The sequence below is a fragment of the Pseudomonas lactucae genome (assembly GCF_036688725.1).
Lineage (GTDB): Bacteria > Pseudomonadota > Gammaproteobacteria > Pseudomonadales > Pseudomonadaceae > Aquipseudomonas > Aquipseudomonas lactucae.
The window spans coordinates 244,285-260,597 of record NZ_JAQQPT010000003.1 but is presented as its reverse complement, the minus strand read 5'-3'; the positions used below and the strand labels follow the sequence as shown (position 1 = coordinate 260,597).

General features: G+C 60.6%; 16 protein-coding genes. 9 read left to right on the top strand and 7 right to left on the bottom strand.

The annotated features are described in order from the left end of the window. From V6M90_RS04760 to V6M90_RS04740, 5 genes are all read left to right on the top strand, one after another. Complete coding sequence (locus V6M90_RS04760) at window positions 1-729, top strand: adenosylcobinamide-GDP ribazoletransferase (protein ID WP_305427589.1); 729 nt, start codon at window positions 1-3, stop codon at window positions 727-729. Between the two features lie 42 nt (window positions 730-771). Then, window positions 772-1,176, top strand: coding sequence for a MarR family winged helix-turn-helix transcriptional regulator (locus V6M90_RS04755; RefSeq protein WP_003175359.1), 405 nt, complete (start codon window positions 772-774; stop codon window positions 1,174-1,176). Window positions 1,177-1,239: 63 nt separating this feature from the next. Next, window positions 1,240-2,439, top strand: a complete 1,200-nt coding sequence (locus tag V6M90_RS04750; RefSeq protein ID WP_181408593.1) for an MFS transporter — start codon at window positions 1,240-1,242, stop codon at window positions 2,437-2,439. After that, window positions 2,436-2,558 carry a hypothetical protein gene (locus tag V6M90_RS04745; protein WP_003175357.1) on the top strand — a complete coding sequence of 41 codons (123 nt, stop codon included), beginning with the start codon at window positions 2,436-2,438 and terminating at the stop codon, window positions 2,556-2,558. The genes V6M90_RS04750 and V6M90_RS04745 overlap by 4 nt, the downstream gene beginning before the upstream one ends. A gap of 35 nt (window positions 2,559-2,593) precedes the next feature. Further along, window positions 2,594-3,145 (top strand): glutathione peroxidase, encoded by a 552-nt coding sequence (locus V6M90_RS04740; protein ID WP_078734133.1) that lies wholly within the window; start codon window positions 2,594-2,596, stop codon window positions 3,143-3,145. A gap of 65 nt (window positions 3,146-3,210) precedes the next feature. On the opposite strand, the gene V6M90_RS04735 is transcribed toward V6M90_RS04740, so the two are convergent. The 4 genes from V6M90_RS04735 to V6M90_RS04720 form a co-directional block, all read right to left on the bottom strand. After that, entirely contained in the window at window positions 3,211-4,494 is a 1,284-nt protein-coding gene (locus V6M90_RS04735; protein WP_141063587.1) for an OmpP1/FadL family transporter, read from the bottom strand. A 145-nt stretch (window positions 4,495-4,639) separates the two neighbouring features. Continuing rightward, window positions 4,640-5,122: a hypothetical protein gene (locus tag V6M90_RS04730; RefSeq protein WP_332846150.1), complete on the bottom strand. Its 483-nt coding sequence runs from the start codon at window positions 5,120-5,122 to the stop codon at window positions 4,640-4,642. Between the two features lie 280 nt (window positions 5,123-5,402). Then, a complete protein-coding gene (locus V6M90_RS04725) occupies window positions 5,403-5,627 on the bottom strand; it encodes a hypothetical protein (RefSeq protein ID WP_003175353.1) in 225 nt (74 codons plus the stop codon). Window positions 5,628-6,070: 443 nt separating this feature from the next. Beyond that, entirely contained in the window at window positions 6,071-6,376 is a 306-nt protein-coding gene (locus V6M90_RS04720) for a hypothetical protein (RefSeq protein ID WP_003175352.1), read from the bottom strand. A 457-nt stretch (window positions 6,377-6,833) separates the two neighbouring features. Between V6M90_RS04720 and V6M90_RS04715 the strand changes: the two genes are divergently transcribed. Continuing rightward, window positions 6,834-7,157, top strand: coding sequence for an SEL1-like repeat protein (locus V6M90_RS04715; protein WP_003175351.1), 324 nt, complete (start codon window positions 6,834-6,836; stop codon window positions 7,155-7,157). 175 nt (window positions 7,158-7,332) lie between these two features. Then, complete coding sequence (gene rmuC / locus V6M90_RS04710) at window positions 7,333-8,697, top strand: DNA recombination protein RmuC (protein ID WP_332846172.1); 1,365 nt, start codon at window positions 7,333-7,335, stop codon at window positions 8,695-8,697. A 40-nt stretch (window positions 8,698-8,737) separates the two neighbouring features. Here the strand turns inward: rmuC and V6M90_RS04705 are convergent, their stop codons facing one another. From V6M90_RS04705 to V6M90_RS04695, 3 genes are all read right to left on the bottom strand, one after another. Then, window positions 8,738-12,208, bottom strand: coding sequence for a hybrid sensor histidine kinase/response regulator (locus tag V6M90_RS04705; RefSeq protein ID WP_305427588.1), 3,471 nt, complete (start codon window positions 12,206-12,208; stop codon window positions 8,738-8,740). Window positions 12,209-12,322: 114 nt separating this feature from the next. Next, window positions 12,323-12,706 carry a YbaN family protein gene (locus V6M90_RS04700; RefSeq protein WP_042945088.1) on the bottom strand — a complete coding sequence of 128 codons (384 nt, stop codon included), beginning with the start codon at window positions 12,704-12,706 and terminating at the stop codon, window positions 12,323-12,325. A 20-nt stretch (window positions 12,707-12,726) separates the two neighbouring features. Continuing rightward, entirely contained in the window at window positions 12,727-13,314 is a 588-nt protein-coding gene (locus V6M90_RS04695) for a UPF0149 family protein (protein WP_003175346.1), read from the bottom strand. A 277-nt stretch (window positions 13,315-13,591) separates the two neighbouring features. Here V6M90_RS04695 and recQ point away from each other — a divergent pair, with 277 nt between their 5' ends. After that, on the top strand, window positions 13,592-15,718 hold the full coding sequence (gene recQ / locus V6M90_RS04690; protein ID WP_003175345.1) for a DNA helicase RecQ: 2,127 nt from the start codon (window positions 13,592-13,594) through the stop codon (window positions 15,716-15,718). A gap of 121 nt (window positions 15,719-15,839) precedes the next feature. Further along, on the top strand, window positions 15,840-16,274 hold the full coding sequence (locus tag V6M90_RS04685; protein ID WP_003175344.1) for a MarR family transcriptional regulator: 435 nt from the start codon (window positions 15,840-15,842) through the stop codon (window positions 16,272-16,274). Window positions 16,275-16,313: the final 39 nt, after the last annotated feature.

Below are 16,313 nucleotides of genomic sequence, written 5' to 3'. Positions count from 1 at the left end.
ATGCTGCCATTTTGGATTGCCCTGCAATTTCTCAGCAGCTTGCCAATTCGTCTGCCCGGCATGCCGCAACCCCAGGAGCTGGGACGCTCGTTGCTGTTTTACCCGGTGGTGGGGTTGCTGTTCGGGCTGCTGTTGTGGGGGCTGAATTCGGCACTGATGGGCACGCCGCTGTTGCTGCATGCGGCGCTGCTGCTGACGGCCTGGGTGTTGCTCAGCGGCGGCCTGCACCTGGACGGCCTGGCGGACAGCGCCGATGCCTGGCTGGGGGGCTTCGGCGACCGCGAGCGCACCCTCACCATCATGAAAGATCCGCGCAGCGGGCCGATTGCCGTGGTCACGCTGGGGCTGGTGCTGCTGCTCAAGTTCACCGCCTTGGTGGCCTTGATCGAGCAGCACAACGGCGCGGCGTTGATCCTGGCACCGCTGATCGGGCGGGCCTCGATGCTGGCGTTGTTCCTCACCACGCGCTATGTGCGCGCAGGCGGGTTGGGCCAGGCACTGTCGGATCATTTACCGAGGACTGTCGGCCAGCAGGTACTGATCCTCAGTGGCCTGGCCTGCATGCTTATCGGCGGTTTCAACGGCGGCGTTGCCGTGTTGCTCGCTGCGCTCTGCTTTGTGGGCCTGCGCCAGTTGATGGTCAATCGCCTTGGCGGCACCACCGGCGATACGGCCGGAGCCTTGTTGGAGCTGCTCGAAGTCACGGTTGTGGTCGGCCTCGCCCTGTAACACTTTCTTGCATTCTCTTAATCGCGGGTATATACACGTTCCATGCTTGCTTCCCAATGTTTATGCACCAACCTGCGACGCGCCGCCCGTGGCGTCAGCAGGCACTACGACGGCGCCCTTGACGGCTTCGGGATCAACGTCGCCCAGTATTCCTTGCTGTGCAACCTGCAACGTCTCGATCAACCGAGCATTTCCAGCCTGGCGGAAGCCATGGGCCTGGATCGCAGCACCTTGGGGCGAAACCTGCGGGTGCTGGAATGCGAAGGGTTGGTGCAGTTGGTCGAGGGCAATGACCTGCGCAACCGCCTGGTGCTGCTCACCGAAGCCGGTGCAGAACGTCTGGCCGCCGCCTTGCCGGCCTGGGAAGCGGCGCAACAGAAACTGATCGATCGACTCGGCGTGCAAAAACGCGAAACCTTGTTGGCCTTGCTGGACGAACTCGCCTGAGGGCGGGTTTGTTCGAACACAAGCGGGTATATACCCGCGAGCGGAGAATAAGAAATGACCTCGATGTGGCGCACCAGCGGTTGGATCCTTGTGGGGAGTGCGCTGATCCTGGCGCTGTCCTTGGGCGTGCGGCATGGTTTCGGCCTGTTCCTGGCACCGATGAGCAGCGAATTCGGCTGGGGCCGTGAAACCTTTGCTTTTGCCATCGCCTTGCAGAACCTGATCTGGGGCTTGGCGCAGCCGTTTACCGGTGCGTTGGCCGACCGTTTCGGCGCCACCAAGGCCGTATTTGTCGGCGGGGTGCTGTACGCCGCCGGCCTGGTGCTGATGGGCATGTCCGATTCGGCCTGGACGCTGTCGTTGAGTGCGGGCCTGCTGATCGGTATTGGCCTGTCCGGCACCTCGTTTTCGGTGATCCTGGGCGTGGTCGGCCGTGCGGTGGCGCCGGAAAAACGCAGCATGGCCATGGGCATTGCCAGCGCCGCCGGCTCGTTCGGCCAATTCGCCATGGTGCCGGGCACCTTGGGCCTGATCGGCTGGCTGGGCTGGTCGGCCGCCTTGTTGGCGCTGGGCTTGATGGTGGCGCTGATCCTGCCGCTGGTGACGATGCTCAAGGATCGACCGCTGCCGGTCGTGGTTGGTCAGCAAACCCTGCGTGAGGCCTTGAAGGAAGCCTGCTCCCACTCCGGGTTCTGGTTGCTGGCTTTTGGCTTTTTCGTCTGCGGTTTCCAGGTGGTGTTTATCGGTGTGCATCTGCCGGCATACCTGGTGGACCAGCATTTGCCGGCTACTGTCGGCACCACTGTGTTGGCGTTGATCGGCCTGTTTAATATCTTCGGCACCTACACCGCCGGCTGGCTCGGTGGGCGCATGTCCAAGCCGCGCTTGCTGACCGGTTTATACTTGCTGCGCGCGGTGGTGATTGTGCTGTTCCTGTGGGCACCGGTCACCGAAATCAGCGCGTATCTGTTCGGCATGGCGATGGGCTTTCTGTGGTTGTCCACGGTGCCGCTGACCAACGGCACGGTCGCCACGCTGTTTGGTGTGCGAAACCTCTCCATGCTCGGTGGGATCGTATTCCTGTTCCACCAGCTGGGTTCATTCCTGGGCGGCTGGTTAGGCGGCGTGGTCTATGATCGAACCGGTAACTACGATTTGATCTGGCAGGTGGCGATCCTGCTCAGCCTGCTCGCCGCCGCCCTGAATTGGCCGGTACGTGAGCGGCCGGTCGCGCGATTGCAGGCGCAGATGGAGGCAGCATGAATTCGACTGGATACCTGTTCGGTGGGGCAGCCGCGATCGCGCTGTTGCTGGCCCTGGCCTGGTGGGGCTGGCAGCGGGGTGGGTTGGCGTTGATGCAACTGGGCATGTCGATCTGTTAAGTTCGATGCCTGGATTCTTTAAAGGACGTTTCGACATGCAGATGCGCTGGCTGGCTGTACCTGTGTTGATGGCTGCATTTGGCGGTGTGGCCCTGGCCGCCGATTGCCCGCCCTTGCTTGAAGGCCAATTGCCCAAGCTGCGCGCCAAGGAGTCCATCGACCTCTGCCAGCGCTTTGCCGGCAAACCGTTGGTCATCGTCAATACCGCGAGTTTTTGCGGGTTCGCGCCGCAGTTCAAAGGCCTCGAAGCCTTGTATCAACGCTACAAGGACCAAGGGCTGGAAGTGATCGGTGTGCCGTCCGATGATTTCAAGCAGGAAGCCAAGACAGGTGAGGAAACCGCCAAGGTCTGCTACGTGAATTACGGCGTGACCTTTACCATGACCGAACCGCAGAAGGTCAAGGGGCCGGACGCGGTACACCTGTTCAAGGTGCTGGCGCAGCAGAGCAACGCGCCGAAGTGGAATTTCTACAAGTACGTGGTGGACCGTCAGGGCAAGGTGATTGGTGATTTTTCCAGTTTGACCAAGCCGGACAGTCCTGAGCTGATCGAGGCGGTAGAGAAGGCAATCGCCTCCAAGCCCTGATCGACACCGACTAAAAAGCCCCGCCTCCTTTGCAGGAGAGCGGGGCTTTTTTACACCGGTCTGGATCAGAAGGTGTAAGTCATGCCCAGGCCGAAACCGTTGGCACTGTTTTCATACTTGGCGCGGTAGCTGGCCGTCGAAGGCGGGTTGGCTGTCTGGTTGACCTTGACGTCTTCTTCTTTCAGGTACGAGTAGGCAAGGTCGACCGTCATGTTATCCATGACTTTGTAGCCCAGACCCACGCTGAAGATCGTGCGGTCACCCGTTGGGATGCGTGGCGAACGATTGGTGTTGTTGGTCGGTGACTGGTCGAAGGTCAAACCGGTCCGCAGCACGACTTGCTTGGTCAACTGGTACGAGGTACCCACGGCGTAGGCCCAGGTGTCATGCCAGTTTTGTTCTTCGGTGATAGCGCCGAGCTGGCTAGGCGCGAGCAGGCCACCGGCAGCGGTTACGCCTTCGTTGTTGACGGTGATTTCTTTGAGGCGGCTCCAGCGTGTCCAGGTTGCACCGCCATAGAGTTTCCAGGCATCGGTCAGGTCTTGAGTGACCGACAGGTCGTAGGACTCTGGGGTATCGATTTTCAGCGAGGCGTCGTAACGGTTGTTACGCAGGAACGGCTGGGTGGCGGTCGGGCCGCTGACGGTGGTGTGGCCTTCGAGCTTGTACTTGACCTTCGAGTGGTAGGTCAGGCCCACGCGCGTGGTGTCAGTGGCCTGCACCAATACGCCGACGTTGAAGCCCAGGGCGGTATCGTCACCCTTGATTTTGACGTTGGTGTCGGAGGCCAGCGGGTTCAGTGTCTTGTCCGACTCGAGCACACCGGAAATACGGTTGATGGTCGGGCCAAAGCCGATGGATACCCGATCATTGAACGCATAGCTGACAGTTGGCTGGAAGGTCATGACCTTCACTTCGCTCTTGCTGCCGAAGCCACGGCCCTGGAAGCCGTTTTCATAGTCGGTCACCAGGCCGAACGGTGCGTAGACACCGAAGCCGACAGCCCACTGATCGTTGAGTTTGTTGGTGTAGAAACCAAATGGCACCGCGGTGAACGGAACCATGTCACCTTTGTTGGAGCCGCGAGAATTGCCGCCGGTATTGCTGATGTCGGTCGACGCATCGATGGCCGCGACGCCACCGGTGATCTGCTGGCCGCTCAGGCGAGCCATACCGGCAGGGTTACCGTACACAGTGCTTGCATCATCGGCAGAAGAAGAGCGACCTGCGAAACCGGTACCCATCCCGCTGACGCTCTGTTCGTTGAGTGCGAAGCCGCTTGCGAACAGTTGGGAAGATGCCATGGCAACGGCGAGGCTAAGTGTGGTCTTGAGCATTACTTTTTTCATTATTAGAACTCCGTGTGATCACCGCTGCGGAAAGTATCAATAAAATTAACATCGCGCTATAGGCTGTAATGCAGGAGATAGAGCGGTTTTGTAGGACAATCCGACCAGAATTCGGTGTTTTTGGCGAATCTTGCAAATTGCCCGGTCAGCAAGCCGTGTGATTCATGGGGGAAACGCTGGTTTGCCATGCGCGGGTGAAATCGCACAGTCGTCCTTGTGGATGAAATATTTCTTTCCAGATACGTGCCATGGCCAATACATCACCGGGTGGTGGCAGTGTCGGGCTGTGTTGTTCAACCAGTAACCAGGCAATGGCGGTGGCGTAGCGCAGGTTGACGGTCAACTCCAACTGGGGGGCGCTGAGGAATGCATGTTGGCTGGCCAGTCCGCGTACCAGGCTGGCACGTTCGGGATCCAGTGCCAGGTAGTCATCCCATAGGGCGCGATGGCGAAGTTCGGTGATGCTGTACAGACCATGGCCGTGCCGGTCATGCAAGGCGGAGCCGAGTTCCGACTGGCTGGCGGCAATGCCCAGCAGCAGGGATTCGGCCGCAGGGTCATGGCGGCCGAGGTACATCAGCGTGGGCCGGATCACATAACGACACAATTCGCTGGCGGCGATACCCATACAGGCCTCAATCCGTAAAAGTGGACGGCGAGGCCTGAGAAGGGGGTTTGGCAGCAGTTGAATCGAAGTCTCAGGCTCGCCGGAAGCGGATCATGCCGCTTGAGTTGAAGTGTAGTGTCATATTCATGATGTAAAGGACTGTTTTTAAAACATCTTGTCTGTGCAGTTATAACGGTTATATCCATTTGAACTTAGTGCAAAGGCTCAATTACCGAATCGCGGGCAATAAAAAACCCTGCGTGTTAAACAGGGTTTTTTGGGTTTCAGCGACTCGGGTCGATCAGGCAACCAGTGCCTGACGGGTACGCTCGATCACGGCCTGCAGCGGTTCTGCGCTGGAGTATTGATCGGGGTACAGGCGTTCGCTGTGACGTGCGATGCCGTGTTCGTTGACCAGAGTGAAGCTGAAGCAGCCTTTGCGAGCAGCCATGATCAGGCAGTTCATTGGGGCAAAAGCGTTGGTGAGGGTGCGAATGGCATCCTGAGTATGGATTTGAGCGTTCATGTTATGGGTGTTCCTACAAATGACACGGATTAAGAACCGTGCAACGTTAAAACGTTCCAGTAACGTTGATCACCATTGATCAAACGAAGAACCCGACTGGAACAAAGCAGCCAGTTTGAAGCGCTGATAAATTAGGCGCGCTTGGGCTGGCAGGTAGGTACTTAGGAGGGCAGGCAACACAACAGGGGCAAAGGTTCTGGGCCCAGGGTGAAGATCCTGATCAATTTGCAGGTTGGTTCGGTCAGAGTATGGAAACTTCGCGGCACCCTTTGCTTATTCAAAGGCAGTGTCGTCGCAAGTGATACCTGGAAACCATCTAGGTGGTCGATCCCGTGTTGTTCAGGGGAGTGTTCGACCAGAATTGACTTTCAGCTTGGTACTAACGCCGCGGATAGTAACGGATTGAAACGGCCAATGGAAGGGGCATCACCAAAAAGATTCAATCAGCCGCCCAGCAGGCAGCGATAGACCAGCACGGTAGCGGCCGCCGCCAATGAACAACCCAGCCCATAGGCGGCAAGGGTGAGGCGCAGGGACTGACCGGTTTCGATCGCCTTCATCACATCGCCCATGTCATTGATGCGGCCATCACCCAGTTCGATGCACAGGCTCGCGGCGGTGAAGGCGGCCGACAACAGGATAGCGATGGCAAACAATGCGCCATCCGGCGACGGCAGTGCGGCGTTGATCCCCAGGGAAATGGCGCAGGTGGCCAATAACAACACGGCAAATAACAGAATTCCTTTCATTGACCCCTCCACGTTGCGTTGCCGGCCGGGCAGTGTGGCGAGGCTGCAGAGATTTGAAAAGTCCTGTTTGCGCCCATGCGGTAACGCTGTTGAAGCTGTTGCTTTAAAAAAAAAGGGTGGGATAAACCGACGAATAGTGACTTGTGCACATTAGTTGCGGTCACTGTTACCACCCTGTCAACGGCCGCGCCGGGCCGCCATTTGCCTGCAATGGAAATTTAAGTCAATGAAAAATCTGGCTTTTTTTTATTGGTGAAAAAATCGTCAGTTTGACTGCGAGCCCCGTTCCATGGGCGTTTGCGCGGGTTAAAGGGGGGTTGTCCACTGAGTTATCCACAGCTTCTGTGGATTGTCCCAAGCGCTTGCTCTAGCACGGGCGTGCAAGATTTTTTCAGCTTTACCTCGACGAAAAAAAGGGTAGAGTGGCGCGCCTTCCGATCTGCTCCCACAGTGCTTTATGAAGTTTCGCTCAGTATCACTTTCTGTTACCGACACGCCGCAGGCTGTTACCGCGCCCAAGCGGTTCTCCTTGAAAGTCGCCTTGTGGTTGCTCGACAGCCCGCGCCTGGGGCACAAGCCCAACGTCCAGCACTTCGCCGGGCGCTTGCTCAAGCAGCCGGCCCGCGAAGGTGTGGTCGTCGCGCAAAGCCGCCTGGGCCAATTGATGTGCCGTGAATGCGGCAACGCCCGTGATCGCCGCATCGGTCACGACCTGTTGCGCCTGGCCGCCCGTGCCGGCGATCGCCGCGCCCAGCGCGAACTGGGCCAGGTCGAAGACTGAGCTGTCCTCCCGCGCTCTGCTTGGTTAACCTTGCTCTTTTTCGGTAATGGCAGAAATGGCTATGGTGTTTGACTGGACCAGTATCGCCCTGGGGCTTGCGGGTGCTGCAGTGCCGTTATTGGCCGTGTGCTGGCGGATTCAACGGCGACTGACCGAGCGCACCACCGGCTGGGAATTGCTCGAAGAACGCCTGGCCACGGCGCAACTGGCCCAGGAAGGCCTCATCGCGCAACTGGATGCCAGCCGCGATGAGATCAGCGACCTGAGCCAGGCCAACGCCGCCAAGCAAGCCGACCTGGCCGCCGTGCGCCGCGAAGTCGAGCTGTTGCAGATCGACCGCGACAACGCCCGCGACGCGGCGCATGCCTGGAACCTCGACCGCAACGCCAAGGAAACCGAATTGCGCCGCCTCGACGCACTCGCCGCCGCCTTGCGCGCCGAACTGCGCGAGCAGCAGGAAAGCCACCAACAGCGCCTCGCCGACCTGCAAGGCTCGCGGGACGAGCTGCGGGCGCAGTTTGCCGAGTTGGCCGGCAAGATCTTCGACGAACGTGAGCAACGTTTTGCCGAAACCAGCCAGGAGCGTCTGGGCCAGTTGCTCGATCCTTTGAAAGAGCGCATCCAGTCGTTCGAAAAACGTGTCGAAGAGAGCTACCAGAACGAGGCGCGCGAGCGTTTTTCCCTGGCCAAGGAGCTCGAACGCCTGCAACAACTCAACCTGCGTCTGTCAGACGAGGCCACCAACCTGACGCGAGCGCTCAAGGGCCAGAAGACCCAAGGCAATTGGGGCGAGTTGATCCTTGAGCGGGTGCTGGAACATGCCGGCCTGGAAAAAGGCCGCGAGTACCAGACCCAGGTCAGCCTCAAAGGCCCGGACGGCGAGCGTTTCCAGCCGGATGTGCTGATCATGTTGCCCGGCGACAAACAGGTGGTGGTGGACTCCAAAGTCAGCCTGACGGCGTATCAACAGTACGTCGCCGCCGATGACGAAGTGATCGGCCAGGCGGCGTTGAAGCAGCACGTGCTGTCGCTGCGCAATCACGTCAAAGGTTTGGCCGGCAAGGATTACAAGCGCCTGGAAGGGCTGCACAGCCTGGATTTCGTGTTGCTGTTCGTGCCGATCGAGGCGGCGTTTTCCGCCGCGTTGCAGGCTGAGCCGAACCTGTTTCAGGAGGCCTTCGACCGCCATATCGTGATCGTCAGCCCTACCACGCTGCTCGCCACGCTGCGAGTGATCGACAGCCTGTGGAAGCAGGAACGTCAAAGTCAGAATGCGCGGGAAATTGCCGAGCGCGCCGGTTGGCTGTACGACAAGTTCGTGCTGTTTATCCAGGACCTGGATGAAGTGGGCAACCGTCTGCAGCAGTTGGACAAGGCTTACAGCGCGGCGCGCAACAAGCTGACGGATGGACGCGGGAATCTGGTCAGCCGCACGGAGCAGCTAAGGCTGCTCGGCGCCCGCGCCAGCAAAAGCCTGCCGGCGGATTTGCTGGAGCGGGCGATGACCGACTCAGACGGCGTGGCGCACCTTCCCGAGTAAACGCAGTGCCCCTCCCAGATTTTGACTGAGTACAGCCGTTCTAAAGCGGCAAATGCCGACTGATCAACGCGCGCAAAGCCGCAGGCTTGACCGGTTTGGCCAGGTAATCCAGCCCCGCCGCATGCACCTCGGCGACCATCTCCGGACGGCCGTCGGCGCTGATGACCACGCCGGGAATCGGCTCTGCCAGTTGCGCGCGCAGCCAGCCCATCAACTCAGTGCCGGTTTCGCCGTGGTCCAGGTGGTAATCCACCAGCGCCAGTTGTGGCCGTACGCCTTCGGCCAGCAACGCGGCGCATTGCGCCTGGTCGCTGGCGGTCCATACCTCGCAACCCCAGCGCGTCAGCAAGCTGCGCATACCGATCAGGATGCTCTCTTCGTTATCCACGCACAGCACCTGCGCGCCGCTCAGCGGCAGACCGGTTTCCTGGGGGAGCTTGACCTGCGGGCTGGCCTGGTTGCGGGCCAACGGAACGCGCACACTGAATACGCTGCCTTTGCCTGGCCATGAGCGCACGCGGAGACGATGGCCCAGCACGCGGCACAGTCCGTCTGCAATCGCCAGGCCCAGGCCCAGGCCTTTTTCAGCACGGGTCTGATGGCTGTCCAGGCGCTTGAACTCTTCGAAGATCACTTTCTGTTTATCCACCGGAATGCCGGGGCCACGGTCCCAGACTTCCAGGCACAATTCGCCCTTGCGTCGGCGCACGCCAAGCAGTACCGGGCCGTCGGCATAGCGAAAGGCGTTGGTCAGAAAGTTCTGCAGGATTCGCCGCAACAGCTTGATGTCGCTGTCCACCCGCAAGCGACTGCCACGCAGGCGGAAGCGCAGGCCTTGCTCCTGGGCGAGTGCCTTGAATTCGGCGCCCAGGGTGTCAAACAGCTCGTTGAGCACAAAGGGCTGGCGTTGCGGGTTGATCTTGCCGTTTTCCAGGCGCGATATATCCAGCAGGTCGCTGATCAGGTCTTCGGCCGAGCGCAGCGAACTGTCCAAGTGCTGCACCAGTTGCCGGGCTTCGCTGGACAGTCCTTCGTTCTGGTGGGACAGGGCGGCGGAGAACAGGCGTGCGGCGTTCAGCGGTTGCATCAAATCGTGACTGACGGCCGCGAGAAAGCGCGTTTTCGACTGGCTGGCGGATTCCGCCACACCTTTGGCATCCGTGAGCGCGACATTGAGCTGCGACAGTTCATGGGTGCGTTCGGCCACGCGCTGTTCCAGGCCTTCGTTGGCCTCGGTCAGCGCCTGCGCGGCTTCGCGGAACGCGGTGATGTCGGTAAAACTCATGACAAAACCACCTCCGGGCATCGGGTTGCCGATCAACTCGATCACTCGCCCATTGGGGAACAAACGCTCGGAGGTGTGCGCACGGCCCTGGCGCATCCAGTGCAGGCGTCGCGCAACATGCACTTCGGCTTCGCCCGGCCCGCACAGGCCGCGCTCGGCGTTGTAGCGGATGATGTCGGCGATCGGCCGGCCCACGCTGATCAACCCCTCCGGGTAGTTGAACAGCTCCAGGTAACGGCGGTTCCAGGCCACCAGCTTCAGGGACTGGTCCACCACACTGATGCCCTGGGTGATGTTCTCGATGGCGCCTTGCAGCAACGCGCGGTTGAATTGCAGCACTTCCGACGCTTCGTCAGCGATACGTACGACATCCTCCAGTTGCATTTCCCGGCCTTCAATCGCTGCCTTTACGACTGCGCGTGTCGACGAGGCGCCGAGTACACCGGCCAATAGGCGCTCGGTGTGGGCAATCCAGTCGTTGTCGGCGTTCTGGTTGGGGTTGAAGCCCTTGCCCTGGCGATAAGCGAAGCGAATGAAACTCTGCTGGGCACGCTCTTCACCAACAAAACGCGCCGCAAGACTGAGCAGGTCACTGATCTGCACCGACAGCATCGAGCGCGCGCTGGCGCGCGGGCTGGTTTCCTGGCCGATAAAGCGACCGGCCTGCCAGTGTTCGGACACTCGCGTGCGCGACAGCATCGACACCCACACAAACAGGGTGAAATTACCCGCCAGCGAGAACACGGTGCCCAGCGTCAACGACGTGACGGACAGCCCCAGCGGGTGCGAATGCAGCCATGTCAGTCCAGGGAAGAGGCTGAGGGACCAACCCAGGCTTTTCGCCGTAACCGGCAGGACCAGCGTGTAGAACCACAGGAATGTACCGGCAGCCAACCCGGCAAACACCCCCCGCCGGTTGGCCTGCTTCCAGTACAGCGCGCCGAGCATGGCGGGAGCGAGTTGGGTCACGGCGGCAAACGCGATTTGGCCGATCGTGGCCAGGCTCGCGGTAGACCCCAGCAAGCGGTAGCTGACATACGCCAGCAACAGGATGATCACAATGCTGACCCTGCGCACCGAGAGCATCCAGTGGCGGAACACTTCGAACGGCCGCTCGGCGCTGGAGCGGCGCAACAGCCAGGGCAGCAGCATGTCATTGGAGACCATGGTCGACAGGGCGATGCTCGCCACGATCACCATGCCGGTGGCCGCCGAGGCGCCGCCGATAAACGCCAGCACTGCGAGTGCCGGATGGGCTTCGGCCATGGGCAGGCTGATCACGTAGGAATCCGGCAGTACCGAGCCGGGCAGCAGCATTTTGCCGCCGAGGGCGATGGGCACGACAAACAGCGCGGCAAGGATCAAGTAGGCGGGGAACACCCATTTGGCCAGGCGCAAATCCTGCGGGTCGATGTTCTCCACCACCGTCACATGGAATTGTCGCGGCAGGCAGATGATCGCCATCATCGCCACCCCGGTCTGCACCACCATCGACGGCCAGTTGACGGTTTCCTTCCAGTATTCCTCCAGCCGTGGCGCGAGCATCGCCTGGCTGAACAGGTCGCCGAAACCGTCATACAGGCCGTAGGTCACAAACGCGCCGACCGCGAGGAAGGCGAACAGCTTGACCAGCGACTCAAACGCAATGGCCAGTACCATGCCGCGATGGTGTTCGGTGGCGTCGAGGTTGCGCGTGCCGAACACAATGGTGAACAGGGCCAGCACCAGTGACACGATCAGCGCCGTGTCCTGGGCGCGAGTGCCGGTGGTGTCCGCCCCGGCACCGATCAGCAGGTTCACTCCCAGCACGATGCCCTTGAGTTGCAGGGCGATGTAGGGCAACACACCCACCAGGCAGATCAAGGCGACCACCACCGCCAGGGACTGGGACTTGCCGTAGCGCGCGGCGATAAAGTCAGCGATGGACGTGATGTTTTCCTGCTTGCTGATCAGCGTCATCTTCTGCAGGACCCAGGGTGCCAGCACCATCAGCAGCACCGGTCCCAGGTAGATCGGTAAAAACGCCCACAGCTGTTCGGCGGCCTGGCCTACGGCGCCGAAGAAGGTCCAGCTGGTGCAGTAGACCGCCAGCGACAGGCTGTACACCCACGCACGCATGCGTGGCGGCAGCGGCGCATGGCGACGGTCACCGTAGAAGGCGATGGCGAACATAATGGCCATATAGGCCAGGGCAACGGCGGCGATCAGCCCGCTGGACAGCGTCATGGTAACTCCGAGCATAAGAACGCCCGGGCCGTCCAGGCCCGGTTGGACAGTCTCGCATGATGCCTGGGGTTAGTCAGTGTCGACCATGGTCTGAGCGCGACGTGATGTCGCGGCTTATCGAGGGGGCAGGGTTTTCTGGCGCAGGATATAGATCGTTACCAGCACGGCACTGGTCAGCATGAACCCGCGCGCCCATGGCAGCGGCACCAGGTAACAGGAAATGCTGATGCTCAGCCACATCAAACCGATGGCGTAGACCTTGCCCTTGAGCGGGATACCATTGCCGTCCAGATAGTCACGAATCCACGGGCCCAGGCGCGGGTGATCCACCAGCCACTGGTAGAAGCGCGGGGAGCTTCGAGCGAAGCAGGCGGCAGCGAGCAGGAGGAAGGGCGTGGTCGGCAACACCGGCAGGAAAATGCCGATCACTCCCAGCGCTACGCTCAACCAGCCGATGGCCAGCAGCGCGTAACGCAGGAGCAGCGAGCGATTGCCCATGGGTGTCACGGGCAAACGGCTCAGTGGTGACGTGGCTTGAGGATCGCCGGTTTTTCGTCAGGTGCGTTGCACAGCAGGTACAGCGCGGTCAGGGCTTCCGGGATCTGGACGATCATGTCGTCCATCAGGTTGGCGTCGGCGGCGATGTCGGAGAACTCCGGCTGGTCGTCGAACAGGCCGGAACCGACCATGATCGGCAACAGCATTTCGCTGACTTCTTCCTCGGCGGTTTCGAACCAGGCGGCTTCGCGCAGGAACACGCCTTCCATGAACCCGATGCACCAGCCGCGCAGGTCGGAGTCGTCCGGGTCTTCACCCAGGTCCAGCTCGCAGGGCAGCTCGAATTCCTCGTCGGAAGCCAGTTGGCGACCGATGTGGGCCTTGAGGGCCAGCAGGGTGGCTTCGATTTCTTCGCGCTGGGCGTCGTCGGCGTAGTGTGGCTCTTCGGCGAACAGTGCATCGATCCACTCGCGATCGGGAACCTCTTCGGCGCAAATCGACAGGGCGGTCAGGTAGCCGTGGGCGGCCACGTAGTCCAGCGCCTCGTCATGCAGCTCGTCGGCGTCGAGGAAGGCTTGCAGGCGGGTTAGTTGCTCAGCGAAGGACATTGAAGGACTACCTTGGGAATAAACGATGCTGAATTCTAGGCGTTCTTGCGCGCCCAAGCCAGTCGCCATGCAGATTTGCCGGGTTTTAGAGACGGGCTGCAATTCGTCAGTGGTGCCCTTTGGCGGATGACGCTCGGGTATACTGCCGCGTTTTGTGATGCCCGTGCAGGCTAGGCGCCAGTCCGCGAAAACTTCGCTTACGGATTATTTTCCGTGAGCGCGTATTTTTTCGGCCAGCCTGTACAGAGGGTTTCGGGACTATTTTTTGGAGTTATACATGCTCGAGCAGGCTCAACGCGTCCTCAAGGACATCTTCGGCTACGACAGTTTTCGTGGCCGCCAGGGTGCGATCATTGAGCGCGTGGCCAGCGGCGGTGACGCGCTGGTATTGATGCCTACCGGTGGCGGTAAATCGTTGTGCTTCCAGGTGCCGGCGTTGCTGCGCAACGGTCTGGCCGTGGTGGTCTCACCGTTGATCGCGTTGATGGACGACCAGGTCGCGACCCTGGAGGAGCTAGGCGTCGCCGCCGCCGCCCTGAACTCCACCCTCAGTGCCGAGCAGCAGCGCGACCTGGCCGCGCGCATCAAGCGCGGTGAAGTGAAGATGCTCTACCTGGCTCCCGAGCGCCTCGTGCAGCCACGCATGCTCGCGTTCCTGCAGAGCCTGGAAATCGCCCTGTTCGCCATCGATGAAGCCCACTGCGTATCGCAATGGGGTCACGATTTCCGTCGCGAATACCTGCAACTGGGTCAGTTGGCCGAGTTGTTCCCCGACGTGCCGCGTATCGCCCTGACCGCCACCGCCGACAAGCGTACCCGCGAAGAAATCGTCGAGCGCCTGCACCTGCAGAACGCCGAGCGATTTCTGTCGAGCTTCGACCGACCGAATATCTTCTACCGCATCGTGCCCAAGGAGCAGCCGCGCAAGCAATTGCTCGCGTTTCTCTCCGAGCGGCGCAGCGATGCGGGCATCGTCTATTGCCTGTCACGCAAGAAGGTCGATGAGGTGGCCGCGTTTCTCTGTGAGCAGGGCTACCCGGCGCTGCCGTATCACGCGGGCTTGCCGAATGAAACGCGCTCCGCTCACCAGAAGCGCTTTCTCAACGAGGAAGGCCTGATCATGGTGGCGACCATCGCGTTCGGCATGGGCATCGACAAATCCAACGTGCGCTTCGTGGCTCACATGGACCTGCCCAAATCCCTGGAGGCGTACTACCAGGAAACCGGGCGTGCCGGTCGCGATGGCCTGCCGGCGGATGCGTGGATGGTCTATGGCCTGCAAGACGTGGTGATGCTCAAGCAGATGCTGCAGAACTCCGAAGGTGACGAACGCCACAAGCGCCTGGAGCAGCACAAGCTCGACGCCATGCTCTCGCTGTGTGAAGAAACCCGCTGCCGTCGCCAGACCTTGCTGGCGTACTTCGACGAAGACATGCCCCAGCCCTGCGGTCATTGCGACAACTGTATCGACGGCGTGCAGACCTGGGATGCCACCGAGCCCGCGCGCCAGGCGTTGTCGACTATCTACCGTACCGGCCAGCGCTATGGCGTGGGCCATCTGGTGGATGTGTTGCTGGGCAAGGACAACGAAAAGGTGCGCAGCTTCGGCCACGAAAAACTCTCGGTCTACGGCGTCGGCAAAGCCCGCGCCGAAGGCGAGTGGCGTTCGCTGTTCCGGCAAATGGTCGCGCGCGGCCTGGTGGATATCGATATCGAAGGTTATGGCGGCCTGCGCCTGAACGACAGTTGCCGGCCGCTGCTCAAGGGTGAGGTGAGCCTGGAACTGCGCCGCGACCTCAAGCCTCAGACTACCGCCAAGACCAGCACCAGCCAGGCCAGTCAGTTGGTGCGCGGTGAAGAGCGCGAGCAGTGGGAAGCCTTGCGCACCCTGCGGCGCAAACTGGCGCAGGAGCACAGCGTGCCGCCTTACGTTATTTTCCCCGACTCCACGTTGCTGGAAATGCTGCGCGAGCAGCCGACCACGATGGCGGAAATGGCGCGGGTCAGCGGTGTGGGCGCGCGCAAGCTGGAGCGCTACGGCCAGGCCTTCCTCGAAGTGCTCGGCGGCCAGGCTGAAGCGCCGAAGGAAATCGCCGATATTCGCCACGAACTGATCAGCCTGGCACGTGCCGGCATGACTCCGATCCAGATCGCCGGCCAGTTGCAATGCTCGGAAAAAAACGTCTACACCTTGCTTGCCGAAGCCATCGGCAAACAGCAGTTGTCGCTGGAGCAGGGCCTTGATTTGCCGGAAGATTTGCTCGGTGAGATCCAGGATGCGTTTCTTGATGGAGAGGGCGAATTGCCACCGGTTGCCGAGATCGCGCCGCTGTTTGCCGGGCGTGTGCCGGAAGGTGTTTTGTACTGTGTGCGGGCCGCTTTGCAGTCTGAATTCGAAATTTAGTGTGCCAATTACGACAATGTAACGAATCAGTACATAGCGACGCTTGCCTACGGGCAAGGCTCATGCTTAGCTGACTAATAATTAGCCACACTTTATTTTCAGTCTAAATCATGAGTTTTTTATGCCTTTAACCGATCAACACCGTTTTGGCATGCAGCTGGCGCAAATGTCCCGAGGTTGGCGCGCCGAGCTGGACCGCCGTTTGGCGGGGCTGGGTTTGTCCCAGGCGCGCTGGCTGGTGCTGTTGCACCTGGCTCGTTTTGAAGAAGCACCCACACAGCGTGAACTGGCGCAAAGCGTCGGCGTAGAAGGGCCAACCCTGGCCCGCTTGCTCGACAGCCTCGAAAGCCAGGGCCTGGTGCAACGCCAGGCCGTGGTGGAAGACCGCCGGGCCAAGCGTATTTTGCTGTGTGACACCGCCCGGCCGTTGATCGAGCAGATTGAGACCATCGCCACGGCCCTGCGTCATGAGCTATTCGTGGGGGTGAATGAAGAGGATCTGAGAGTGTGCATGCGGGTGCACGGGCACATTCTGGCGAATCTGGAAAAGTCCTGACCTGAACGCTGATTTATCCCAGGCAGGTTTGCTGTGGTG